General features: G+C 42.2%; 20 protein-coding genes and 3 tRNA genes. 20 read left to right on the forward strand and 3 right to left on the reverse strand.

Features of this window, described 5'->3' with window-relative positions; translation table 11 throughout:
• The first annotated feature begins 103 nt into the window (after positions 1-103).
• From ACESPO_RS09560 to ACESPO_RS09580, 5 genes are all read left to right on the forward strand, one after another.
• A tRNA-Val gene (locus tag ACESPO_RS09560) sits at positions 104-176 on the forward strand.
• Between the two features lie 22 nt (positions 177-198).
• Positions 199-285: transfer RNA gene (locus ACESPO_RS09565), tRNA-Leu, on the forward strand.
• A 32-nt stretch (positions 286-317) separates the two neighbouring features.
• Positions 318-391, forward strand: a tRNA-Arg gene (locus ACESPO_RS09570).
• A gap of 213 nt (positions 392-604) precedes the next feature.
• The gene (locus tag ACESPO_RS09575; RefSeq protein WP_016438283.1) at positions 605-1,054 is read left to right on the forward strand and encodes a cytidylate kinase-like family protein; all 450 of its coding nucleotides are present in this window, start codon (positions 605-607) and stop codon (positions 1,052-1,054) included.
• A gap of 176 nt (positions 1,055-1,230) precedes the next feature.
• Positions 1,231-2,604, forward strand: coding sequence for an MATE family efflux transporter (locus ACESPO_RS09580; protein ID WP_117577871.1), 1,374 nt, complete (start codon positions 1,231-1,233; stop codon positions 2,602-2,604).
• 66 nt (positions 2,605-2,670) lie between these two features.
• Here ACESPO_RS09580 and ACESPO_RS09585 read toward each other — a convergent pair whose 3' ends face one another.
• Positions 2,671-3,834 carry an FprA family A-type flavoprotein gene (locus tag ACESPO_RS09585; RefSeq protein ID WP_009262503.1) on the reverse strand — a complete coding sequence of 388 codons (1,164 nt, stop codon included), beginning with the start codon at positions 3,832-3,834 and terminating at the stop codon, positions 2,671-2,673.
• Between the two features lie 423 nt (positions 3,835-4,257).
• Between ACESPO_RS09585 and ACESPO_RS09590 the strand changes: the two genes are divergently transcribed.
• From ACESPO_RS09590 to ACESPO_RS09635, 10 genes are read left to right on the forward strand one after another with little or no spacing between them, the layout of a single operon-like run.
• Entirely contained in the window at positions 4,258-5,430 is a 1,173-nt protein-coding gene (locus tag ACESPO_RS09590) for a phosphopentomutase (protein WP_008974782.1), read from the forward strand.
• 47 nt (positions 5,431-5,477) lie between these two features.
• Complete coding sequence (locus ACESPO_RS09595) at positions 5,478-7,010, forward strand: ABC transporter ATP-binding protein (protein WP_008974783.1); 1,533 nt, start codon at positions 5,478-5,480, stop codon at positions 7,008-7,010.
• A complete protein-coding gene (locus tag ACESPO_RS09600; RefSeq protein WP_008974784.1) occupies positions 7,000-8,109 on the forward strand; it encodes an ABC transporter permease in 1,110 nt (369 codons plus the stop codon). Before ACESPO_RS09595 ends, ACESPO_RS09600 begins: the two co-directional genes overlap by 11 nt.
• A complete protein-coding gene (locus tag ACESPO_RS09605) occupies positions 8,109-9,062 on the forward strand; it encodes an ABC transporter permease (protein ID WP_009262501.1) in 954 nt (317 codons plus the stop codon). The genes ACESPO_RS09600 and ACESPO_RS09605 overlap by 1 nt, the downstream gene beginning before the upstream one ends.
• A 21-nt stretch (positions 9,063-9,083) precedes the next feature.
• Positions 9,084-10,409 (forward strand): pyrimidine-nucleoside phosphorylase, encoded by a 1,326-nt coding sequence (locus ACESPO_RS09610; protein WP_499788756.1) that lies wholly within the window; start codon positions 9,084-9,086, stop codon positions 10,407-10,409.
• A gap of 35 nt (positions 10,410-10,444) precedes the next feature.
• The gene (gene deoC / locus ACESPO_RS09615) at positions 10,445-11,110 is read left to right on the forward strand and encodes a deoxyribose-phosphate aldolase (RefSeq protein ID WP_008974787.1); all 666 of its coding nucleotides are present in this window, start codon (positions 10,445-10,447) and stop codon (positions 11,108-11,110) included.
• 21 nt (positions 11,111-11,131) lie between these two features.
• Positions 11,132-12,247 (forward strand): BMP family lipoprotein, encoded by a 1,116-nt coding sequence (locus tag ACESPO_RS09620; RefSeq protein ID WP_008974788.1) that lies wholly within the window; start codon positions 11,132-11,134, stop codon positions 12,245-12,247.
• Positions 12,248-12,251: 4 nt separating this feature from the next.
• Entirely contained in the window at positions 12,252-12,977 is a 726-nt protein-coding gene (locus tag ACESPO_RS09625; protein ID WP_009262498.1) for a Crp/Fnr family transcriptional regulator, read from the forward strand.
• Positions 12,978-12,981: 4 nt separating this feature from the next.
• Positions 12,982-13,812, forward strand: coding sequence for a purine-nucleoside phosphorylase (locus ACESPO_RS09630; RefSeq protein ID WP_008974790.1), 831 nt, complete (start codon positions 12,982-12,984; stop codon positions 13,810-13,812).
• Positions 13,813-14,226, forward strand: a complete 414-nt coding sequence (locus ACESPO_RS09635) for a cytidine deaminase (protein ID WP_008974791.1) — start codon at positions 13,813-13,815, stop codon at positions 14,224-14,226.
• A gap of 86 nt (positions 14,227-14,312) precedes the next feature.
• On the opposite strand, the gene ACESPO_RS09640 is transcribed toward ACESPO_RS09635, so the two are convergent.
• Positions 14,313-14,864 carry a GNAT family N-acetyltransferase gene (locus ACESPO_RS09640; RefSeq protein WP_499788757.1) on the reverse strand — a complete coding sequence of 184 codons (552 nt, stop codon included), beginning with the start codon at positions 14,862-14,864 and terminating at the stop codon, positions 14,313-14,315.
• A 294-nt stretch (positions 14,865-15,158) separates the two neighbouring features.
• On the opposite strand from ACESPO_RS09640, the gene ACESPO_RS09645 reads away from it, so the two are divergent.
• Both ACESPO_RS09645 and ACESPO_RS09650 read left to right on the forward strand, forming a co-directional pair.
• Positions 15,159-16,397 (forward strand): 6-phosphofructokinase, encoded by a 1,239-nt coding sequence (locus ACESPO_RS09645; RefSeq protein WP_008974793.1) that lies wholly within the window; start codon positions 15,159-15,161, stop codon positions 16,395-16,397.
• Between the two features lie 232 nt (positions 16,398-16,629).
• Positions 16,630-17,745, forward strand: a complete 1,116-nt coding sequence (locus ACESPO_RS09650; RefSeq protein WP_499788758.1) for a protein kinase family protein — start codon at positions 16,630-16,632, stop codon at positions 17,743-17,745.
• Positions 17,746-17,985: 240 nt separating this feature from the next.
• Here ACESPO_RS09650 and ACESPO_RS09655 read toward each other — a convergent pair whose 3' ends face one another.
• Positions 17,986-19,206 (reverse strand): 6-phosphofructokinase, encoded by a 1,221-nt coding sequence (locus tag ACESPO_RS09655; protein WP_499788759.1) that lies wholly within the window; start codon positions 19,204-19,206, stop codon positions 17,986-17,988.
• Between the two features lie 131 nt (positions 19,207-19,337).
• Between ACESPO_RS09655 and ACESPO_RS09660 the strand changes: the two genes are divergently transcribed.
• The 3 genes from ACESPO_RS09660 (at position 19,338) to ACESPO_RS09670 (ending at position 22,944) form a co-directional block, all read left to right on the forward strand.
• Entirely contained in the window at positions 19,338-20,354 is a 1,017-nt protein-coding gene (locus ACESPO_RS09660) for a glycosyltransferase family 2 protein (RefSeq protein ID WP_016438289.1), read from the forward strand.
• Between the two features lie 166 nt (positions 20,355-20,520).
• Positions 20,521-21,144 carry a rubrerythrin gene (gene rbr, locus ACESPO_RS09665; protein ID WP_499788760.1) on the forward strand — a complete coding sequence of 208 codons (624 nt, stop codon included), beginning with the start codon at positions 20,521-20,523 and terminating at the stop codon, positions 21,142-21,144.
• 69 nt (positions 21,145-21,213) lie between these two features.
• Positions 21,214-22,944 (forward strand): S8 family peptidase, encoded by a 1,731-nt coding sequence (locus ACESPO_RS09670; RefSeq protein WP_117577881.1) that lies wholly within the window; start codon positions 21,214-21,216, stop codon positions 22,942-22,944.
• Positions 22,945-23,197: the final 253 nt, after the last annotated feature.

Below are 23,197 nucleotides of genomic sequence, written 5' to 3' on the forward strand. Positions count from 1 at the left end.
GGTGGCTCAGTTGGTTAGAGCGCCGCCCTGTCACGGCGGAGGTCGAGGGTTCGAGTCCCTTCCGGGTCGCTTGTATCAAAAGATACATAATTTCATATCCCATGGGATCATAGCTCAGCTGGGAGAGCATCTGCCTTACAAGCAGAGGGTCATAGGTTCGAGCCCTATTGGTCCCACTTAGCAGATAACTGCTGAAATGCCGGCGTGGCGGAACAGGCAGACGCACAGGACTTAAAATCCTGCGGGACTTATACTCCCGTACCGGTTCGATTCCGGTCGCCGGCATTACACCAAAAGGTGTAATAATTAAATATTGTGTGGGCGTAGCTCAGCTGGATAGAGCGTTTGGCTACGGACCAAAAGGTCGGGAGTTCGAATCTTCTCGCCCACGCTTAAACCCCTTATTGAAGTATTGATAAGGGGTCTTTTATATGCTGATGTTTGAATGAAACAAAAGATTTAGATTATAGCATTAGAAATAGACAAAAAATAAAAAATACATGGAAAAAATACAACAAATATAGTATAATAGATACAAGAATCAGATAATTAATCAGTCATTAAAAGGCGGTGATTTTTATGACGAAGAACACGATTATTACAATTGGCAGACAGTTTGGAAGCCAATCTGGCAATGGGCGGATATAACGATTTTATGGCAAACGCTGAGTTTTATGCACCTGTTGGAAGAGATCTCTATGCGGTACAGTCTGCGATTATCAAGAAGCTTGCACAGAAGGGATCCTGTGTGATTGTTGGAAGATGTGCAGATTATGTGTTAAAAGATTATCCGGGATGTATTAATGTATTTATTTGTGCTTCCAAAGAAGACCGGAAAAACCGTGTCATGGACAAGTATCATTTATCAGAAAGAAAAGCAGCGGAAAAGATGAAGAAAATTGATCGAGAGAGAAAGTATTACTATGAAACCTATTCCGGAAAGGAATGGGGCAGCATTCAGTCTCATCAGATTCTTATGAACAGCAGTCTTCTGGGAAAAGAAAAAATTGTAGAATATCTGGCAGCTTTGTATAAAGAACAGCAAGAAGAATAATATTGCTGTATAAAGGAGTAATGGGATAGATAGAACAGTTCCATTCAAAGTAGAAGTGAAAAAGAATACATAAAAAGAATTTTACAAAATTTAAGAGGAAACCGGCAGTTTGCTGGTTTCTTTCTTTGAGCGAGCAGCTTTTGAGAATAAACATAAACAATAGTAAAGGTGAAAGTATGGAGAAGAGAAAAAGAGAGAAAAAAATAACGATGACAGAAGGAAGTATTATTAAAAGTATTATGCTATTTTCGATTCCGCTTTTAATTGGAAACTTGTTCCAGCAACTGTATAATACAGCAGATTCCGTCATTGCGGGAAACTTTATTGGGAAAGAAGCGCTGGCAGCGGTAGGATCAAGCAATTCCTTGATCAATTTGATCATTGGGTTATTCATTGGCATATCTACGGGAGCAGGTGTGATCATTGCACAATATTATGGGGCAAAAGATGAAGAAAAAATGCAATGGGCAGTTCACACATCGATGATGCTCAGCATTATCGGAGGGATTCTCCTGACATTTATCGGAGTATTTTTATCGCCGCAGATTCTAAAGGCGATGGGAACTCCTCCGGAAGTAATGGAACAATCCGTAATTTATCTTAGAATTTATTTTATGGGTTCTCTTTTTAATATTACATACAACATGGGGGCAGGGATTTTAAGAGGTGTCGGAGATTCTAAGCGTCCACTCTATTATCTCTGCATTACGTCAGCGGTCAATATTTTGCTGGATATTTTGTTTGTTGTAGTCTTAAGGATGGGCGTAAAAGGGACAGCGATTGCCACAGTTATTTCACAGATTATTTCGGCAGTACTTGTTGTCTCGACCTTGTGCAGGGATGATGATATTTACCGTATGTATTTTCGGAAACTTCGGATAGATGTGAGAATGATGAAGAGAATCCTGGCAATGGGGATTCCAAGTGGACTACAGTCGGCAATCATTTCTTTTTCCAATGTGATCGTACAGTCCAATATTAATAGTTTTGGAGCAAATGCGATGGCGGGAACAAGCTCTTATATGAAGATTGACGGGTTCGTGATTTTGCCGATCATGAGTTTTGGTATGGCTGCAATGACATTTACGGGACAGAATATCGGAGCAGGGAAGTTCGATCGGGTAAAGAAAGGTCAGCATCGAACGCTATTGATCAGTGAGATTTACTCTATTTTAGCATGTTCGATTTTACTGATATTTGGGAAACAGCTTTTAACGATATTCTCTTCAGATCCGCAGGTAAATGCAAACGGGCATCTGATGTTGAAGACGGTGATGCCATTTTACTTTTTACTTGCAATCGCACAGGTGTATACAGGAGTTTTGAGAGGTGCCGGGCGGTCTATGGCCGCAATGCTTCTGATGGTGGGAAGTATGGTAGGAATCCGAATGCTTTGGGTAGGAATTATGACTTCGATCATTCCGAAGCTTTCCACGGTTCTGTGGGGATACCCGGTCTCATGGAGTGCGGCTGCACTGGGTGTGATCATCTATATGTGGAGAGTGGATTGGCTTCATCTCGAGAAAAAGAAAGAAAAACATAGTGCATAAAAAATGCGTCATGAAATGATAAGGGAATCATTTCATGACGCATTTTTATAAAAGTAAAAATTGGATTTATGCAAGCAAGGTATCCGCAAGTGATGCAAGAGCAACCTCTGTTTCGGGTTTTACAGTTGATTTTACAGTAATAACGTTCTCACAGATGGAGATATTTTTCAATGTCTCAAAGAATGCTTTCATCTGTTTTGCGGCCATTGGAGCCCAAGAACCATTTTCAATCAGAGCAACAGTACGTTTCTGGTAGTTCTTTGCCTTGAGGTGATGTAAGAAATCCTCCATACATGGGAACAGTCCACCATCATAAGTCGCACATGCGACAACAAGTTTAGTGAAACGGAATGCATCTGCCAGTGCTTTGGACATATCATCACGAGAAAGATCAGTCAGGACAACATTTTTCGCACCTTTTTCTTCCAGATCTTTTTTTAATAATTCAGCTGCTTTTCTTGTATTGCCATGGATGGAAGCATAGGCGATTAAAACACCATCCTCCTCAGGCTCATAGCTACTCCAAGTGTTATACTTTTCAATGTAATATCCTAAGTTTTCTTTTAAGATCGGTCCGTGAAGCGGGCAGATCATCTGAATGTCAAGTGCAGAAGCTTTCTTTAAGAGCGCCTGTACCTGCATGCCATATTTTCCGACAATATTCAGATAATAGCGTCTTGCTTCTTCAGCCCAGTCTTCCTCTGTGTCCAGAGCCCCAAATTTTCCAAATCCATCTGCAGAGAAGAGAATTTTCTCACTCTGCTCATAAGTAACCATGACTTCTGGCCAGTGAACCATCGGTGCCATAAAAAATTGTAATGTGTGGGTACCAAGAGAAATCGTGTCTCCTTCTTTCACAATAATGGAACGACCAGAGAGGTCTAAATCAAAAAATTGAGCGATCATATTGAAGGTCTTTGCATTCCCGATTACCTGGAGTTCTGGGAATTTTTCAATCAGAGTTGCAACGTTGGCTGCATGGTCCGGTTCCATGTGGGAAACAACAAGGTAATCTACTTTTTTTCCATCGAGGGCGGTGTCAAGATTTTGAAGCCATTCGTCTGTCGCGCGGGCATCCACAGTATCCATAACGGTAACTTTCTCATCCAAAATCAGATAAGAATTGTATGAAACACCATTCGGAATGACATACTGACTTTCAAAAAGGTCTAATGTTTTATCATCTGCACCAATGTAAATAACAGAATCTGAAATCTTTGTATCTTTCATAATATTCCTCCTACAAAACTATGTGATCTGTATTATAAGCTATCGTATCTGTTTGAAATAGGTGTATTCAAACAGATCTGCCGCAATCTATCCTTTATAGAATTACGCTGCAGAGACTAAATGAATATCTTGTATACAATAGTAAATTATATAACAGATATCGTTAGATTTCCACAAATAAATGTAAAATATTTATTTCGGACGGATTCTCATGGAAGAAAACAAAAGTTCTATGCAGAATAACGAAAAAGCAGTTGGAAAAACTTATGATTTTTTTACAAAAAACAGTAGACAAATTAGCGAAAAAATGACAAACTTAAAATAAGTAGAACGAAAAAGGACTTTAGTCCTTTTCGAGCTAATATTATTTCGATATGATACAAAAAGAGTTATTAAATATCAACAAATAAGGACGGAAAAAGAATGGAAAATAGGAGAATTTTTTTAATCGTACTGGATAGTTATGGGATCGGAGCACTTCCGGATGCAGCAGATTTCGGGGATGAAGGAAGCAATACATTAAAGACGATTACAGCTTCCAAAGCCTATGATACACCGAATATGAAGAAACTAGGCTTGTTTAACATTGATGGTGTGGACTGGATGAAAAAGGAAGAGAGTCCTGCTGGAGCGTATGGAAGGATGAAAGAGCGCTCTCGGGGAAAAGATACGACGATCGGACACTGGGAGATTGCCGGAGTTGTATCTCCAAAACCACTTCCGGTATATCCGAATGGATTTCCAGAAGAGATTTTAGAGAAGTTCCGGGAGGCAACCGGAAGAGAAGTGCTTTGCAATTTGCCATATTCAGGAACCGATGTCATTCGGGACTATGGTGAGGAGCATATGAAAACAGGAGCTTTGATTGTTTACACATCCGCAGATAGTGTATTCCAGATTGCTGCGCATGAAGAGATTGTTCCTGTAGAGGAACTTTATAGATACTGTGAGATCGCGAGGGAAATCTTATGTGGTGAGCATGGGGTAGGGCGTGTGATCGCACGTCCGTTTATCGGAGAAGCGCCGAATTTTCAGCGAACTGCAAACCGTCATGATTTTTCACTTCTTCCGCCGAGAGATACGATGCTTGATGCAATCTTAGAGGCAGGATATGATACTTATGGAATCGGAAAAATTTATGATATTTTCGCAGGCAAGGGGATTGCACACACACAGAGAATCCAGAATAATGTGGACGGCATGGAGAAGACACTTGAGATGCAGGAGAAGGACTTTAAAGGACTCTGTTTTGTAAATCTTGTTGATTTTGATATGATGTATGGCCACCGCAATGATATTGAGGGATATGCAAATGCTGCAACAGTTTTTGACAGACAGTTAAAAACATTCCTGGAGCGCATGAGACCGGAGGATATTCTGATGATCACAGCAGACCATGGATGTGATCCGGGATTTAGAGGAACAGACCACTCCAGAGAGCATACACCGCTTTTGATCTGCGGGGAAGATATCAAAGAAAATGTAAATCTTGGGACAAGAGAGACATTTGCGGACATTGCTGCAACAGTATTGGATCTTCTTCATGTGGAAAATAATACAGACGGAACGAGCATGAAGGAACTTATTATAAAATAGTAACAGGGAAACAGTAGGAGAAAGGAAAAAGAAACGGAGGTAGGAGCGTGGAGTATGTAATCGAGATGAACCATATCACCAAACAGTTCGGGAATTTTAAAGCGAATGACGATATCACCCTGCAAGTGAAAAAGGGAGAAATCCATGCACTGTTAGGTGAGAACGGGGCAGGAAAATCCACACTGATGAGCGTTCTTTTCGGCCTGTACCAGCCGGAAGAGGGAGAAATCAAGATCAATGGGAAGGCAGTTAAGATCAATAACCCAAATGATGCCAACGATCTTGGAATCGGAATGGTACATCAGCATTTTAAATTGGTGCACAATTTTACAGTCCTTGAAAGTATTGTCCTTGGAAGAGAGACTACAAAATTTGGCACATTAAAGATGGATGCCGCAAGAAAAAAAGTGATGGAGCTTAGTGAAAAGTATAAATTTAAGATCGATCCAGATGCCTATATCTCTGACATTACAGTTGGAATGCAGCAGAGAGTGGAGATTTTAAAGATGCTTTACTGTGATAATGATATTTTGATCTTCGATGAGCCGACAGCGGTATTGACACCGCAGGAGATCCATGAGCTGATGAAAGTGATGAAACAGCTTGTGGCAGAAGGAAAATCCATTATATTCATTACGCATAAGCTGAATGAGATCAAGGAAGTGGCAAACCGGTGCAGTGTACTAAGAAAAGGGAAATATATCGGCACGATCGATGTGGCAGAGACTTCAAAGGAAGCAATGTCAGAGATGATGGTAGGACGAAAAGTTAATTTCCATGTGGACAAGCCGGAGAAAACGCCGGGAGAGCCGGTATTGGAAGTAAAGAATCTGACCATTGCCTCCAAGCATGAAGGGCAGCATGCAGTAAAAGATGTGTCTTTTGCGGTGCGTAAGGGAGAGATTCTCTGTGTTGCGGGGATTGATGGAAATGGACAATCCGAGTTAGTATATGGAATTACAGGATTGACTCCGATTGAAAAAGGACAGATTATTTTAAACGGAAAAGACATTACAAAAGAGAGCATCCGGCGTAAGTGTCTGGATGGAATGGCTCATATTCCGGAAGACAGACATAAAGATGGTCTGGTGCTTGACTTTTCGCTTCAGGAAAACCTTGTATTGCAGAGTTACTACACGGAACGGTTTCAGAAACATGGTTTTTTAAAATTTGATGCAATTCGGAAATATGCAAAAGGACTGATCGAGAAATTTGATATCCGTTCCGGTCAGGGAGAAGACAGCATTGTCCGGGGAATGTCTGGAGGAAATCAGCAGAAAGCAATCATCGCAAGAGAGCTTGACAGAGATCCAGAGATCGTTATTGCAGTGCAGCCGGTACGTGGTCTGGATGTTGGTGCGATTGAATATATTCACAAACAGCTTGTGGAGCAGAGAAATGAAGGAAAAGCAGTGCTGTTAGTGTCACTGGAATTGGATGAAGTAATGGATATCAGCGACCGTATCATCGTAATGTATGAAGGTGAGATTGTTGCAGATGTCAATCCAAAGGAAATTACGGTAGAGGAACTTGGTCTTTATATGGCGGGTGCGAAAAGGAGTGTGAAGAATGAAAAATAAATGGAAAAATATCTGGCGCGGAGACGGAATCGTCAATTTTAGTTCTTCCATTCTGGCGATTGTCTGTGGATTATTATTTGGATTTATTATTCTGCTGTCCAGCAATCCGCAGCAGGCATATTATGGATTTATGATGATCCTTCAGGGAGGATTTACAGACGGAATCCAGGGAATTGGGCAGATGCTTTATCTGGCAACCCCGATCATTATGACAGGGCTTTCTGTCGGATTTGCATTTAAGACAGGACTTTTTAACATTGGAGCATCCGGACAGTTTACCGCAGGAGCTTTTGCAGCAGTATTTGTCGGCGTGAAGTTTACATTTCTTCCACCGGGACTGCATTGTCTTGCAGCGCTTCTTGCAGCAATCCTTGCCGGAGCAATCTGGGGATTGGTACCGGGCTTGTTGAAAGCATTTTTCAATGTAAATGAGGTAATCTCCTCAATTATGATGAACTATATCGGAATGTATCTTGTAAATATGATGATTCAGAGAACAGTATACGATCAGGTAAAGAACCAGACTATGGCCGTTGCAGACGGGGCAAACCTTCCGAAAGCAGGGTTAGACAAATTGTTCCCGGGTACCAATATCAATATCGGTATTCTGATCGCAATTTTATGTGTGATTCTGATTTATATTATTTTGAATAAGACGACATTTGGTTATGAATTGAAAGCGTGCGGAAAAAATCCGAACGCAAGTAAGTATGCCGGAATCAATGCAAAAAAGAGTATTGTTCTTTCAATGGTGATCGCAGGTGCGCTCGCAGGGCTTGGCGGAGCATTGTTATACTTGGCAGATTCCGGAAAATACATGCAGGTACTTGACGTAATCGCACCGGAAGGATTTTCCGGAATTTCGGTTGCACTGCTCGGACTTTCCAATCCAATTGGAATCTTATTTGCGGGACTGTTTATCGGACATATTACAGTTGGCGGTTACAACATGCAGCTATTTGATTTTGCGCCGGAGGTTATCGATATTATTATTTCTGCGATTATTTACTGTGGAGCATTGTCGCTGTTATTTAAAAATCTGATCTACAAGATTCGCATGAGAAAATCTGCGAAAAAGAATAAGAAGGAGGGCAAATAATGAGTGTAGTATATTTTGTTATTCAACAGACGATGTATTTTGCGATCCCGCTTCTTATTGTAGCAATCGGGGCAATGTATTCTGAGCGAAGCGGTGTCATCAACATCGCAATGGAAGGTATTATGGTCATGGGAGCTTTTGTTGGAATTTTCTTCATCAATATTTTCCAGGACAGAATGAGTGGACAGAAATTATTATTGCTGGCAATCTTGATCGTAGCAGTTGCCGGAGGATTGTTTTCCCTGCTTCATGCGTTTGCTTCTATTAATATGAAAGCAGACCAGACGATCAGTGGTACTGCATTAAACTTATTTGCTCCGGCATTTGCGATTTTTACAGCGCGTATGATTCAGGGGGTACAGCAGATACAGTTTACAGATACATTTCACATTGATAAAGTTCCGGTACTTGGAGATATTCCGGTGATCGGGGATATGTTTTTCCAGAATTGTTATATTACAACATACATCGGAATCGGAATCTTTCTTGTGGCAGCTTATGTGATTAAAAATACAAGATTCGGTCTTCGTCTCCGCGCCTGTGGAGAGCATCCGGGAGCAGCAGATTCTGTCGGTGTAAATGTGGCGAAGATTCGTTATGCCGGGGTTATCATCTCTGGTGTACTGGCTGGAATCGGTGGGTTGATCTTTGTTATTCCGACTTCTACAAACTTTAATGCAAGTGTTGCCGGATATGGTTTCCTTGCAATTGCAGTGTTGATTTTTGGACAGTGGAGAAGTAACAAAATTTTAATGGCAGCATTTTTCTTTGGAATCATGAAGACATTGGCAAGTGCATACTCTGCAATTCCATTTTTGAAATCGTTGCCAATTCCAAACGAATTATATAAGATGATTCCGTACATTGCGACATTGATCGTATTAGCGTTTTCATCTAAGAACTCTCAGGCTCCAAGAGCAGAGGGAATCCCATACGATAAGGGAAGCAGATAATAGAAAGGAGTGGCAGACACCATGAGAATGTATGATCTGATCATGAAGAAAAGAAATGGTGAAGCACTGACAGAGCAGGAGATTCAGTATATGATCCGTGAGTATGTAGCAGGAGAAATTCCGGATTATCAGATGTCAGCGTTTTTGATGGCGGTTTATTTCAAAGGAATGACCGAGGAAGAGACACTTGCGATGACACAGGCTGTGGCGCATTCTGGAGAGATGGTAGATTTATCCGGAATCGAGGGCGTGAAAGTGGATAAGCATTCCACGGGAGGTGTCGGGGACAAGACAACTATGATTATTGCTCCGATTGTTGCGGCTTGCGGTGTGAAGGTTGCAAAAATGTCCGGAAGAGGACTTGGACATACAGGTGGAACAGTGGATAAACTGGAATCCATTCCGGGACTTCATACATCTCTTTCCAGAGAAGACTTTTTCAACGTAGTGAATCAGACCGGATTGAGTGTGATCGGACAGTCAGGAAATCTCGCTCCGGCAGATAAAAAACTGTACGCGCTCCGGGATGTAACAGCGACAGTGGACAGTATTCCACTGATTGCGGTATCGATCATGAGTAAGAAACTTGCAGCAGGAAATGACTGTATCCTTCTTGATGTAAAAACTGGAAGTGGTGCATTTATGAAGAGTATCGATGATTCTATCACACTTGCAAAAGAAATGGTAGCGATCGGAGAGAATGCCGGAAGAAAGACTGTGGCACTGATCACAGATATGGATATTCCACTTGGACATAATATCGGAAACAGTCTGGAAGTGATTGAGGCGGTAGAGACATTAAAAGGAAATGGTCCGGAGGATCTGACAGAAGTCTGTGTACATCTTGCATCGAACATGCTTTTCCTTGCAGGAAAAGGAACGCTGGAAGAATGCAGATCACTTGTGCGGGAAGTAATCGCAAATGGTGAGGCGTTAAAAAGACTTGCAGCAATGGTGGAAGCACAAGGTGGAGACAGCTCTGTGATCTTTGATACAGATAAGTTTGAAAAAGCGGCATATCAACATGAAGTACTCGCAAAGAAAAGCGGATACATTACATTTATGGATACAGAAAGCTGTGGGATTGCCTCTGCTATGTTGGGGGCAGGCCGTGAGACAAAAGACAGCCAGATTGATTTTGCAGCAGGAATCATCTTAAAGAAAAAAGTTGGAGATTACGTGGAGGCAGGAGAGCCTATGGCAGTCTTCTATGCAGATAAGGAAGAATTATTTGCAGCAGCAGAACTGAGATATCAGGCAGCTGTGACGATTGAAGATGAGAAAGCAAACGAGACTCCGCTTGTATATGCGAGAGTAACCAAGGATCAGGTAGAACGCCTTGCATAGCAATGTGTATAAAAAAATTAAGAAAGGAGAACGTGATGACAGAAAAGGAAATCATGAGACATGTGGATCACACACAGCTGAAAGCATTTGCCACATGGGAAGACATTAAGAAACTGTGCGATGAGGCAGTGGAATATCAGACTGCTTCGGTATGCATTCCGCCATGCTACATTCAGAGAGTGAAGGAGGCATACGGAGAACAGATCAATATCTGTACGGTCGTAGGTTTTCCACTCGGTTACAGTGTGACAGAGGCGAAGATCGCAGAGACAAAGAAGGCGCTGGAGGACGGTGCGTCTGAGATCGACATGGTCATCAATATTTCAGATGTGAAAAATGGTGATTATGCGGCGGTAGAAAAAGAAATTGCGGCATTGAAGGAAGTTGTTGGAGATAAGATCTTAAAAGTGATCATCGAAACATGCTATCTGACAGAAGAAGAGAAAATTGCAATGTGTAAAGCAGTAACAGCGGCAGGTGCAGATTACATCAAAACTTCTACTGGATTTGGAACAGCAGGAGCGACTATTTCGGATATTCGTCTGTTCAAAGAAAATATTGGTGAGCATGTGAAAATGAAAGCAGCCGGAGGAGTGAAGACGGTAGAAGATCTGGAAGCATTTCTTCAGGAAGGTTGCGATAGAATCGGAACAAGTTCCGCGGTAAAATTGATTCAAGGTCATAAGACGAATGAATATTAAAAAAGAAAAGGAGAACTTATTATGAAAAAGAAGATTTTAAGTCTGATCTTAGCAGGAGTCATGGTTATGAGCATGGCTGCATGTGCAGTAAAAAAACCGGGTGCAGAGGATACTGCAAAGGACGGTGACAAGAAAGATTCCAAGGGAGGTTATGAGCTGGCGCTGATCACAGACGTAGGAACAATCGATGATAAATCTTTCAACCAGGGATCATGGGAAGGTCTGGAAAAATATGCGAAAGAGCATGATATCACTTACAAATATTACAAACCAGCAGAAAAATCTGATGAGGCATGTTTAAATGCGATCGATCTTGCTGTCAAAGGTGGAGCAAAAGTGGTTGCAACACCAGGATTCCTCTTTGAGGTGCCTGTATACGAAGCACAGACAAAATACCCGGATGTATCTTTCATCATCATCGATGCACAGCCGGTAAAAGATGGGGAAGCAAAACTCGAAGACAATGTACTTTCTATTTTCTATGCAGAAGAGCAGGCAGGATATCTTGCAGGTTATGCAGCAGTAACAGAAGGTTACAGAAATCTTGGATTTATGGGTGGAATCGCAGTGCCGGCAGTTATCCGTTACGGATATGGATTTGTTCAGGGAGCAGATGCAGCAGCAAAAGATTTAGGTCTTGCAGCAGGTGATGTTTCAGTGAAATACACTTATGTAGGAAACTTTGATGCTTCTCCGGAAAACAATGCAAAAGCAGCAGCATGGTACAATGAAGGAACAGAATGTATCTTCGCATGTGGCGGTGGAGTTGGTAACTCTGTTATGAAAGCAGCAGAGACAGCAGGAAAAGTAGTGATCGGTGTCGACGTAGACCAGTCAGTAGAGTCTGATACAGTAATCACTTCTGCTATGAAGAATCTTGGAGATTCTGTATATGATGCAGTTGCAAGCTACTATGATGGAAACTTTGCAGGCGGAACAACTCTGAACTTAAGTGCAAAAGATGACGGAATTCAGCTTCCAATGGAAACTTCTAAATTTACAAAATTTACACAGGAAAAATACGATGAACTGTATGGAAAATTAAAAGATGGATCTATCAAAGTAGAAAATGATACTGTTGCAGAAGATGCAACAGGTGTTCCGGCAGAGATCGTAAAGGTAGAGCTGATCAAATAAGCATATGGAATGCAAATATTTATATCAGGTGCTTCCGTTTCTGAATGAGATTGACAAAAAGAAACGGGAGCGGTTTGAAGAGTATTTTTACAGTGCACCGGTGTGGCTGATGGATTCTTTTCAGATTGTAGAACTGGATGCCGGCGTGGTCTTTGTCAAAGAGAACACGCCGGTTGATACCATCTATATCATTGGTCGTGGAATGATCAAGGCGACAGATTACCGAATCTATGGGATCACTTATGACTTTATGAGATTTGAGGGAGTCTATGCGATGGGCGGGATGGAGGTTATCATGGATCTTGACCGTTATTGCACAACACTTGAAACAGTAACCCCTTGCACTATCGTAAAAATAGCAAAAGAAAAATATGCCCGCTGGCTGAATTCCGATATCCGTGCTCTGAAGCTGGAAGCGAAGATCATGGGACATTACCTGTTTGAACAGGGCAAGAACAGTCGGGCATTTTTATTTTTACAAGGAGCAGACCGGCTGGCATTCTATCTTGTGGAAACTTATACAAAATATGCAAAAAATGGCATTTTGTATGTGGACAGTACCCGTCAGGAACTTTCGGAATCTTCCGGGCTCTGTGTGAAGACGATCAACAGGGCGGTAAAGAAATTCGAGGAGAATGGATGGATCACGAGAAAAGGAAGTAAGTTCTATATAGACAGTGAACAGTACCAGAAAATGAATGCAGTCGTATCGGAACTGATAGAGAGGTAGAAGTATGAATCAGATTTATGAAAAATTGTTAAATTGCAGCAATGCAGTAAAAAGTAAAGTGAAATTTCAACCGGAGGTGGCTCTGATTCTCGGATCAGGTCTTGGTGATTATGCAAAAGAAATGCAGGTGGAGGAGTCGATTGAGTATTCTGAGATTGAAGGATTCCCAGTTTCCACAGTTGCAGGACATCAGGGAAGATTTCTTTTCGGATATGTAGAAGGGGTCCCGGTAGTGGCAATGCAGGGAAGAGTACATTTCTATGAAGGGTATCCGATGTCAGATGTAGTACTTCCGGTACGCCTGATGGGATTGCTTGGAGCAAAGACCGTTATTTTGACAAACGCAGCAGGTGGTGTGAACTTTAACTTCCAGCCGGGTGACCTGATGATGATCACAGATCAGATTACGACCGCAGTTCCGAGTCCGCTGATCGGTGCAAATCTTGATGAACTGGGACCGAGATTCCCGGATATGAGTGAAGTGTATGATAAGGGACTTCGTGAGATCATTAAACAGGCTGCAAGAAATGTAAAAGTTTCTATTCAGAGTGGTGTGTATATGCAGTTTACTGGACCAAGCTATGAGACTCCGGCAGAGATCAGAATGTGTCGTGCGCTCGGTGCGGATGCAGCCGGAATGAGCACTGCATGTGAGGCTATGGCAGCAAGACATATGGGATTGAAAGTATGTGGAATCTCCTGCATCACAAATATGGCAGCGGGAATGTCCAACCAGCCTTTGAATCACAAAGAAGTGCAAGAGACAGCAGATCGAGTGGCAAAAGAATTTAAGGCGCTTGTGACCGAGACGATTCGTCTGATAGGAGAACAATAGATGGATGAACGAGAACTGATCGAACATGCATACAGAGCGAGAGAGTATGCATATACCCCATACTCAGATTTTCGCGTAGGGGCTGCGCTTCTTACAAAGTCAGGCAAGTTATATTATGGCTGTAACATTGAGAGCGCATCTTACACGCCGACAAACTGCGCGGAACGAACCGCATTTTTCAAAGCGGTCTCAGAAGGTGAGCGGGAATTTGAAGGGATTGCGATTGTCGGAGGCAAAGGAACAGGGCGCAGCGGAAATGTATGTGCACCGTGTGGAGTGTGCAGGCAGGTCATGCAGGAATTTTGCAGACCGGATGAATTTTACATTGTGCTGGAAGATGGGAAAGGCGGATGGAACAAATATTTGCTGAAAGAATTACTTCCACTTGGATTTGGACCGGAGAATCTCCGATAGAAAACAGAATCAAAGAAAAATAAAACAGAAAGAGGTACAAGAATTTCACGCTTGTATCTCTTTCTGTTTTTGGAAATATTTTTTGATCAGATAAGCTTTTTCATCATCCAAAGCATATCTGTGTAAGAACCGTCGGCATATTTCATGCTATCAGGGAATGTGCCGTAGGTCTGAAAACCTAATTTTTGGTAGAGAGCGATAGCGGAGGTGTTATTTGCGGCTACTTCCAGTTCCGCCTGCTCGTATCCCAGTTCTCTGGCGACAGAAAGTATCGTACTTAACATCATCTGTCCGATCCCGCAGCCCCAATATTTTTGATACAGTGCGATTGCGATCTGACAGCGATGCTGATACCTTTTAAATGGACCAGCGTCGGAAAGAGAGCAGTTTCCGATATGGCAGCCGTCCGCTGTTGCGAGGAGCATCAGTTCCCGGGGATTATCGATCGTATTCTGAATAAAGCATTCTTCCTGCTCTGAGGTGAGATGAAATTCATCAGGCTCCCGGAGCAGAAAAGGAGTTTCAAAACTGGTGATCTTCATATAAGTGATTAGATTATCGGCATCTGAAATCTCGGCATTTCTGAGTGTGATGATCCTTCCGGTCTTATCTTCTTTTTTGATGGGAGTTATTCGCATACAACATTCCTCCTTGTCTGTTATTTGAAAATATTTGAATTATAACCCTAGGGGGATAAATGTGCAATGCAAATTTACAGAAGATTTTTCAGATGAAATCCCAGGAATGGAAATATTGATAAAAATAGAAGTGAAAAATCATGAAAAATAGATAAAATAATGATGAAAAATGTCAAAAAGAAATGAAAATTATCAAAAATAAGTAAAAATAAACAAAAGAAACGAAGTTTTACTTTACAATAAGTGCAAAATATACTAATATAAGGATATTGACAAACGAACTGGAGGGATATGATGAAAGGGAATGTGATCGTAGGACAGTCAGGAGGTCCGACAGCGGCAATTAATTCGAGCCTTGCTGGTGTTTACTGCACTGCAAGAGAGCGTGGGGCAAAGAAAGTGTATGGGATGCTGCATGGCATTCAGGGATTGATGGAAGGCAAGTATGTGGATCTTTCGGATTTTATCAGAAGTGATCTGGATGTAGAACTATTGAGAAGAACACCGGCGGCATTTTTAGGTTCCTGCAGATATAAACTTCCAGAGATTCATGAGAATCAGGAAGTTTATGAGAAGATTTTTGATATTCTTGAGGAATTGGATATTGAATGCTTTATTTATATTGGCGGAAATGATTCGATGGATACGATCAAGAAGCTTTACGATTATTCCATGGTAACGGGGCGTGGACATACGAATTTTCTTGGGGTGCCGAAGACGATCGACAATGATCTGGCACTGACCGACCATACACCGGGATATGGAAGTGCAGCAAAATATATCGGAACATCGGTAAAAGAAATTATCCGTGACGGACATAGCCTGCGCTATGAACACGGACTTGTTACCATCGTAGAGATTATGGGAAGAAATGCAGGTTGGCTGACAGGTGCAGCTGCACTGGCAAAAGGAGAGGACTGTGAAGGGCCGGATTTAATCTATCTGCCGGAACTTGTATTTGATGTGGACAAGTTTGTTGCAAAAGTGAGGAAGCTTTTGGAGAAGAAATATTCAGTTGTTGTGGCAGTTTCCGAGGGAATCAAGACCGCAGATGGAAAATATGTGTGCGAACTCGGTTCTAATGTAGATTTCGTAGATGCATTTGGACATAAGCAGCTGACTGGAACTGCAAACTATCTGGCATCGCTGATCGCAGGAGAGATCGGATGCAAGACAAGAGCCGTAGAACTTAGCACGTTGCAGAGAGCAGCATCGCATTCTGCTTCGAGAGTGGATATCCTTGAAGCGAGTCAGGTAGGTGGTGCGGCAGTGAAAGCCGGAGATGAAGGGGACAGCGGGAAAATGGTTGTCATGCTTCGGTTATCCGATGATCCATATCAATGTACAACCGAGGTAAAAGATGTGCACAAGATTGCGAACGATGAGCGTCTTGTTCCAAGAGAATGGGTAAATAAGGAAGGCACTTATGTGACAGATGAGTTTATCACTTATGTGCGGCCGCTGATTCAGGGGGATGTATCTCCGGTTATGGTAGATGGAATTCCGAGACATCTGTATCGACCGATTGATTAGTGAGAAACAAAGCAATGGAGTCTCTCCCGGCGGGAGACTCCTATAAGGATATTGAAATAAAATCATTCATTTTTTCCATCACTTTCGTGATGATTGACCGTTCTGTAAAAAACAGATTTCAAAATACAATTCGACAAATTCTGAAAAATCCAATAAAAATCATAAAGAAAACAAAGGAATATAAATTACATGGGCATAGGAAACATTCTGTGTACTGGAGAGAAAAGGAGGCATGTGTTTGGAGAAGAAGGAATACGATATTATTAAAATGGTACAGCATGGAAAATATTGTGAGCGGATCCAGGATACAATTTTCGGACAGACGTTGATCTATTGGCTGAAATATCACCCGCAGACAGCGAAAGAGGAATTGTGGAATCTTATGCGAAAGATGCTTCTGCAGATCACATGGTTTCATAAATACGGAGAAAAACAAACTTATGGTTACTTAAGTCCATACAGCGTCATTGTAAAGGAGGACGAAGAGATTTATCTTTTGGATCTGGAGGCCGAAGGAAGCAGAGAAACGGTACGTCAGATTCAAAGCCGGACGGTGCGGAAATACTTCTCAAATCCCGAAATTTACAGGCAGAAAGGAATCTGTGAGGCAGTAGATATTTATAGTTTTGGCAGAACACTTCAATATATGTTGTCCCAAAGTGAGCCGGATCCTCCATTGACAAAAAAGGAAGAATACCAGTTGGAAAAGCTGATCAAGAATTGTCTGAAGGCAGATGGAGAGAAGGGATATATTACTTTTCCTATGGTGGAGAAGCATTTCCCGAAATTAAGATCCAGGCGAAAAAGAGAAATAGAAAAGAAAATGCCAGTGGTTGCCCTTGGCTGTGCAGTGATGGTCATCTTTGGAAGCGCGGTTGGAAAAAGGATGACAGATCAGTCAAAAGAGAAGGGAGAAATCATACAGGCAGATGAGGCAAGGGAGCAAGAGGGAGCGACCTTAGAAAATTTCGGATATACAGAGAAACTAGAAGAGGTTGTTTGGAAAATTTCAGAGCGGGAGCAAACAATAGATGGACAGGTACTTGCGTTAGAAATTTATTTAAAGGAGAGTGGTAGGGGAGCGGAAAAGGAAGAGGCATTTCTCTGTCTGGCACAGCGGTATGAGGAGAATGATCGGATAGATGATGCAGCGGAGATCTGCAGGAGAGGAAGAAAGGTGCTTCCACAGTCAAAGTTGCTTGCGCTTACATATTTGGAGATTTTATGGAATGTGGAGGGATTGGAGCCTGAGATGAAAGCACAGGTGACAAAGGGGATCCTAACGGAATTACCAGAAATTCAGGAACAAGAACAGTTTAAAATATTGAAAAGAGCATACGGATTCTAAATTTTATTTTCAGGACAAAGACATAAAAACTCCCTAAAAAGGGAGGATGCCAGATGGTATAAAACGCATCTGGCATGTATTATGAAAAAGTTTTTCTAAAAGTATGTGAATACTGTTAACGTCTGTTTCAAATGTTGTTTCATTTGATAGTCTTAGTATATGACATAGAAATGAAGAAACCGTGTGAATCAAATGAAAAAAATTTGAAAGAAATATGAACAAAATGTGAATGGCAACAAGTTATCGACGGAAAGCAAATGCCGGGAGTCCGTTTTCAAATGGAACCTCAACGTTTCCCTGAATCAGTGGCAGTGCATAGCGGATAAAATCTTCACTGATGTCAGAACCATCGTTTGTAATCCAGGAAAGAGGAACTCCTTTTTCTTTGTTGCAGATGTTGTTTACATCGGCGGTTGTGTAGGTGAGTTTATAAGGATTGTCATTTGTTCTCTGGAAAGATACCATTTTTCCTGTTTCCCCTAGAAGTGCAGCCTGTACACCATAAGTTCCTGCGCAGACAGCCTCATCTAGGTCGGCAGCAGAGAGACAAGCAGAAGAGCATCTCTGGCTGACATTGAGTTCTACAGAGCGAACTTTAATACCAAGACGTTCTTTTACGAGGTTTTCAAGATATTTTCCAGAACCTGTGAGCATCTTGTGACCGAAGTTGTCCACTCCGACATCGCTTGCATATTCACACACAAATGTACCATTGCCGTCGTTGATTCCTTCGGAGATACATACAACAAGGTTTGGTGTTGTCTCGAGTGCCTTTGATACTTTTTCAATGAAAGCATCCTGGTCAAAAGCGACTTCTGGAAGGTAGATCAAAACCGGGTTATCTTTTTCAAATTTGCGGGCAAGGACACTGGCAGCAGTCAGCCATCCGGCGTGGCGCCCCATGATTTCCACGATTGTGACGGATTTTTTATTGTCGTAGACCGAAGCGTCGATGGCAATTTCACGGACAGTAGAAGCTACATATTTTGCAGCGCTTCCAAAGCCAGGTGTGTGGTCGGTTTCCACAAGGTCATTATCGATCGTTTTTGGAATCCCGATGAAACGGATATCACTCTGGATAGAGGCGGCATAGCGAGAAAGCTTGCTGACAGTGTCCATGGAGTCATTTCCACCAATATAGAAGAAGCATCCAATGTTTCTGTCAGAAAATTTCTCAAACAATTGAGGATAAACAGCATCTGTAAGATTTTCCGGCAGCTTATAGCGGCAGGAACCCAAGTATGCTCCCGGTGTTGTGCGGATTCGCTCTAATTCCCCGTTTTCTGAAAGTGGACGCATGTCAATCACCTGATCGTTTAAAAATCCTTCAATCCCATTGATCATTCCAAAGACTGTCTCGATGGCATCTGTCTGACGGAGTCCTTCCGTTACAACACCGTAAAGGCTTCCATTGATTACAGCGGTTGGTCCGCCGGACTGTCCTACAATTATATTTTTCATGTAAATTACCTCCAAAAAATGATTATGCTTCTACTATATCGGAAATATCAGGAATTTACAATATAGCTGTTGGAAAATGTCAGGAAATGGATTATACTATGGAAAGATTGAAAATAGATGAGGTGAACGAAATGAAATATTTATCCATTGCGATTCCATGTTACAATTCGGAGGATTATATGGACCGGGCAATACAGTCTCTTCTTCCGGGGGGAGAAGATGTGGAGATTATTATTGTAAATGACGGATCGACAGACCACACGTTAGAGATTGCAAGAAGGTATGAAAAAGAATATCCGACCATTGTAAAAGTGGTGGACAAAGAAAACGGAGGCCACGGGGATGCAGTGAATGAAGGGCTGAACCATGCATCCGGTATGTATTTTAAAGTGGTAGACAGCGACGACTGGGTAGAAGAGACGGCGCTTGAGAAGATTCTGGATGTATTGAAGGGATGGTATCAGCAGGGAAGTCTGACGGACATGCTCATCTCTAATTATGTATATGAAAAGGTTGGAGTGAAGAATAAGAAAGTGATTCATTACCGGAATGTACTTCCGCAGGATCACATCATGACATGGGGGGATATCGGAAGATTTCGTCTGTCGCAGTATATTTTGATGCATTCTGTGATTTACCGGACAGAATTATTGCGTAATTGTGGATTGAAGCTGCCAAAGCATACATTTTATGTAGATAACATTTATGTGTACTATCCTTTGCCGCATGTTACATCACTATATTATCTTGATGTTGATTTTTACCGGTACTTTATCGGAAGAGAGGATCAGTCAGTCAATGAGAAAAATATGATCAAACGTATTGATCAGCAGCTTTATGTGACAAGGACGATGATCGACATGTATTCTATGCGGAAAATTTCCAGCAGGAAGCTGAGAAATTACATGATCAACTATCTTGCGATTATGATGACAGTATCTTCGATTATTCTGATCCGCTCTAAGACAGAGGAAAATCTGGAAAAGAAAAAGGCGCTCTGGAAGTATCTGAAAGAAGTAGATTATCGGGTATATTGGAAGATTCGGTATAGTATTCTTGGACAGACGATGAATCTTCCGGGAAATTCCGGAAGAAAAGTATCGGTGCTTGCGTATGAGGTGGCGAGAAGGATCATCGGATTTAATTAACATGCGGTCATTTTTATTTCTTGTTGTGTTGGAAATATATTCGTTGTGCAAAGAGCATTAGAGAAGAAAATGGAAAAGAATGTATAAAAGACGGTGCCTGGTAACATACTTCTGAGTGTAACGATGGGAGAATCGTGAAATTGTGAGAAGAAAGAGGTAGGAAACTATGGCACAGAGTTTGAAAAACAGTAGAACAAAGGAAAATTTGATGAAAGCATTTGCGGGAGAGAGTCAAGCCAGAAATCGCTATACCTTTGGAGCAGAGCTTGCGCGCAGGCAGGGGCTATATGCAGTCGAAAAGATATTCTTATTTACAGCGGAGCAGGAACGGGAACATGCAGAGCGTTTCTATGAGCTGTTGAAAGAGATGACAGGGGAGACGCTCGAAATTCAGGGAACTTATCCGATTGACGACAACGAACAGATTCTTGGGGCTTTGAAGGCGGCTCAACATAATGAATTCGAGGAAGCAGATGATGTGTATCAGGCTTTTGGAGAGACCGCAAAGGAAGAAGGATTTTTAGAGGTTGCTTCTGCGTTCTTTCAGATTGCAGAGGTAGAAAAACTTCACGGGAGAAGATTTGCCAAAGTGGCAAGACTTTTGGAGGATGGTTCTTATTTTCAGGCGGCAAAAGAAGGAAAATGGATGTGTCTGAACTGTGGGCATATCCATTCCGGAAAACAAGTTCCGGAAATCTGTCCGTTGTGCAGGCATGAGAGAGGATATTTTATCCCACTGTCACTTGCACCGTATACAGGAGCGTTGACAGGAAGTGAAATGGAAGAGTAAAACGGAAGAATTAAAAAAGCAAAGGTATTTTTACCATCCTATCTGAATAAAGTGTGATGGGGTGATCATATGGCAGACCAGAAAATTGAAAATTTATTGAATCTGGCATTGAGTGCAAGTGAAGAAGAACGAGAAAAATCTTTGGAGTTGGATGTGGGATACTACCCGGTTGCACGAACGTGGGAAGTGATCATAAAATATTCGGGAACGCTTGGGCAGGTTAGAGAAATTGCAGAGAGTGTTGTAGAATTGAGTAATGAGTTTGCCATTGTGACTGTCCGGGAAGATCGTCTGGAAGCGCTGGCGGGGATTGAGGCGGTAGAGTATATAGAGAAGCCCAAGCGATTGTTTTTTCAAGTGGAAAATGGAAGAAGAGTGTCCTGTATGACTTCGGTGCAGATCCGACCGCCAAAACTTTATGGGACCGGTGTGCTTGTGGCAATCATTGATTCAGGGATTGATTATGCAAATCTAGATTTTCGGAATGCAGATGGAACGACAAGAATTTATGCACTCTGGGATCAGACAATTCCCGGAAATCCACCGGAAGGCTATGTGCAGGGAACAGAATACACGCAGGAGAAGATCAATGAGGCGCTGCAGCAGGAGAACCGGACAGAACGAATGAAAATTGTACCAAGTGAAGATCGATCTGGGCATGGAACTGCTGTGGCGGGAATTGCAGCAGGAAATGGAAGAGGAAGTAAAGGAGCCCGCTATCAGGGAGTTGCATCTGAGAGCGGGATTCTTGTCGTCAAGCTCGGTACACCGCGGGAGGAAGGATTTCCAAGAACGACCGAACTGATGCAGGCAATTGACTATGTGGTAAAGAAGGCTCAGAGAGCAGGAAGACCTGTCGCAATCAATATCAGTTTTGGAAATACATATGGTTCACACACCGGCACAAGTTTGTTGGAGCGGTTTATTGCGGATATTGCAAACTTGTGGAAGAGCGTGATCTGTATCGGTATGGGAAATGAAGGTGCAAGTGCGGGGCATACTGCAGGAATCCTTAAAGAGAATACGGAAGAGCGGATTCCGCTTGCGGTACAGATGAAGGAGACGGCAATCAATGTGCAGATTTGGAAAAGTTACCATGACATTGTTGATATCTCTCTGATTTCTCCGGCAGGTGTGCAGATCGGACCGATACCAGAGGTAATCGGTACACAACGTTTTGTGGTCGGAGATACGGAAATTCTGCTGTATTATGGCGAGCCAAGTCCGTTTCATGTCTCACAGGAGATTTTTATCGAGTTTCTTCCAAAAGATTCGTATATTACGCCGGGCATATGGCAGTTTGTTCTGACTCCAAGAAAAATTGTGACAGGGGAATATGACTTATGGCTTCCGAGTGAGAACGTCTTGAACAGGGGAACTGCATTCCGCTACCCGACCGAGAGGGGGACATTGACGATCCCGTCGACTTCACAGAGAGTGATCAGTGTGGGAGCATACGATTCATTGACGTTTGCCTATGCAGATTTTTCGGGAAGGGGAGGACTTGAAGGAGAAAGTAAACCGGATCTTGTGGCGCCAGGAGTAGATATTACAGCGCCGACACCGTCCGGAATTTATCAGACATTCACCGGAACATCGTTTGCTACACCATTTGTTTCTGGAGCGGCGGCACTTATGATGGAGTGGGGAATCGTGAGAGGGAATGATCCGTATTTATATGGAGAAAAAGTAAAGGCTTATCTCAGGAGAGGCGCAAGACCATTGCCAGGATTTACAGAATATCCAAATCCGCAGGTGGGATATGGGGCATTGTGTCTGAGAGATAGTCTGCCGCTCTAGAAACAGCCATCGAATTGCTGAAGGGAAAAAAGGTTCTTGTATAAATTTCATCGACAAAATTCTACCAGAACAGCCAGGCGGCTTACTTTTTTATGATATGAAAATGCTTATCGGTATGTCGGTTTTTCTATTGAAAACAGCACGTTCTGGCCTTTTAAACAAGGAGAAAACAGTGAAAATAACACTGTAAAAAGGCAGTGTCGAATGTTGTCCAGAGTATCGAAAGAGTGAGGAGAAAGGTATTGACTTTGTG

The sequence above is a fragment of the Coprococcus sp. HPP0074 genome (genome assembly GCF_964238105.1).
In the GTDB taxonomy this organism is placed as follows: Bacteria; Bacillota; Clostridia; order Lachnospirales; family Lachnospiraceae; genus Faecalimonas; species Faecalimonas umbilicata.

Coding starts and splice junctions, on each gene's coding strand:
- ACESPO_RS09650 (WP_499788758.1), top strand. CDS start 16,630: ATGTGTTTGGAGAAGAAGGAATACGATATTATTAAAATGGTACAGCAT.
- rbr (WP_499788760.1), top strand. CDS start 20,521: ATGGCACAGAGTTTGAAAAACAGTAGAACAAAGGAAAATTTGATGAAA.
- ACESPO_RS09625 (WP_009262498.1), top strand. CDS start 12,252: ATGGAATGCAAATATTTATATCAGGTGCTTCCGTTTCTGAATGAGATT.
- ACESPO_RS09585 (WP_009262503.1), bottom strand. CDS start 3,834: ATGAAAGATACAAAGATTTCAGATTCTGTTATTTACATTGGTGCAGAT.
- ACESPO_RS09640 (WP_499788757.1), bottom strand. CDS start 14,864: ATGCGAATAACTCCCATCAAAAAAGAAGATAAGACCGGAAGGATCATC.
- ACESPO_RS09600 (WP_008974784.1), top strand. CDS start 7,000: ATGAAAAATAAATGGAAAAATATCTGGCGCGGAGACGGAATCGTCAAT.
- ACESPO_RS09605 (WP_009262501.1), top strand. CDS start 8,109: ATGAGTGTAGTATATTTTGTTATTCAACAGACGATGTATTTTGCGATC.
- deoC (WP_008974787.1), top strand. CDS start 10,445: ATGACAGAAAAGGAAATCATGAGACATGTGGATCACACACAGCTGAAA.
- ACESPO_RS09645 (WP_008974793.1), top strand. CDS start 15,159: ATGAAAGGGAATGTGATCGTAGGACAGTCAGGAGGTCCGACAGCGGCA.
- ACESPO_RS09630 (WP_008974790.1), top strand. CDS start 12,982: ATGAATCAGATTTATGAAAAATTGTTAAATTGCAGCAATGCAGTAAAA.
- ACESPO_RS09635 (WP_008974791.1), top strand. CDS start 13,813: ATGGATGAACGAGAACTGATCGAACATGCATACAGAGCGAGAGAGTAT.
- ACESPO_RS09670 (WP_117577881.1), top strand. CDS start 21,214: ATGGCAGACCAGAAAATTGAAAATTTATTGAATCTGGCATTGAGTGCA.
- ACESPO_RS09590 (WP_008974782.1), top strand. CDS start 4,258: ATGGAAAATAGGAGAATTTTTTTAATCGTACTGGATAGTTATGGGATC.
- ACESPO_RS09620 (WP_008974788.1), top strand. CDS start 11,132: ATGAAAAAGAAGATTTTAAGTCTGATCTTAGCAGGAGTCATGGTTATG.
- ACESPO_RS09610 (WP_499788756.1), top strand. CDS start 9,084: ATGAGAATGTATGATCTGATCATGAAGAAAAGAAATGGTGAAGCACTG.
- ACESPO_RS09655 (WP_499788759.1), bottom strand. CDS start 19,206: ATGAAAAATATAATTGTAGGACAGTCCGGCGGACCAACCGCTGTAATC.
- ACESPO_RS09660 (WP_016438289.1), top strand. CDS start 19,338: ATGAAATATTTATCCATTGCGATTCCATGTTACAATTCGGAGGATTAT.
- ACESPO_RS09580 (WP_117577871.1), top strand. CDS start 1,231: ATGGAGAAGAGAAAAAGAGAGAAAAAAATAACGATGACAGAAGGAAGT.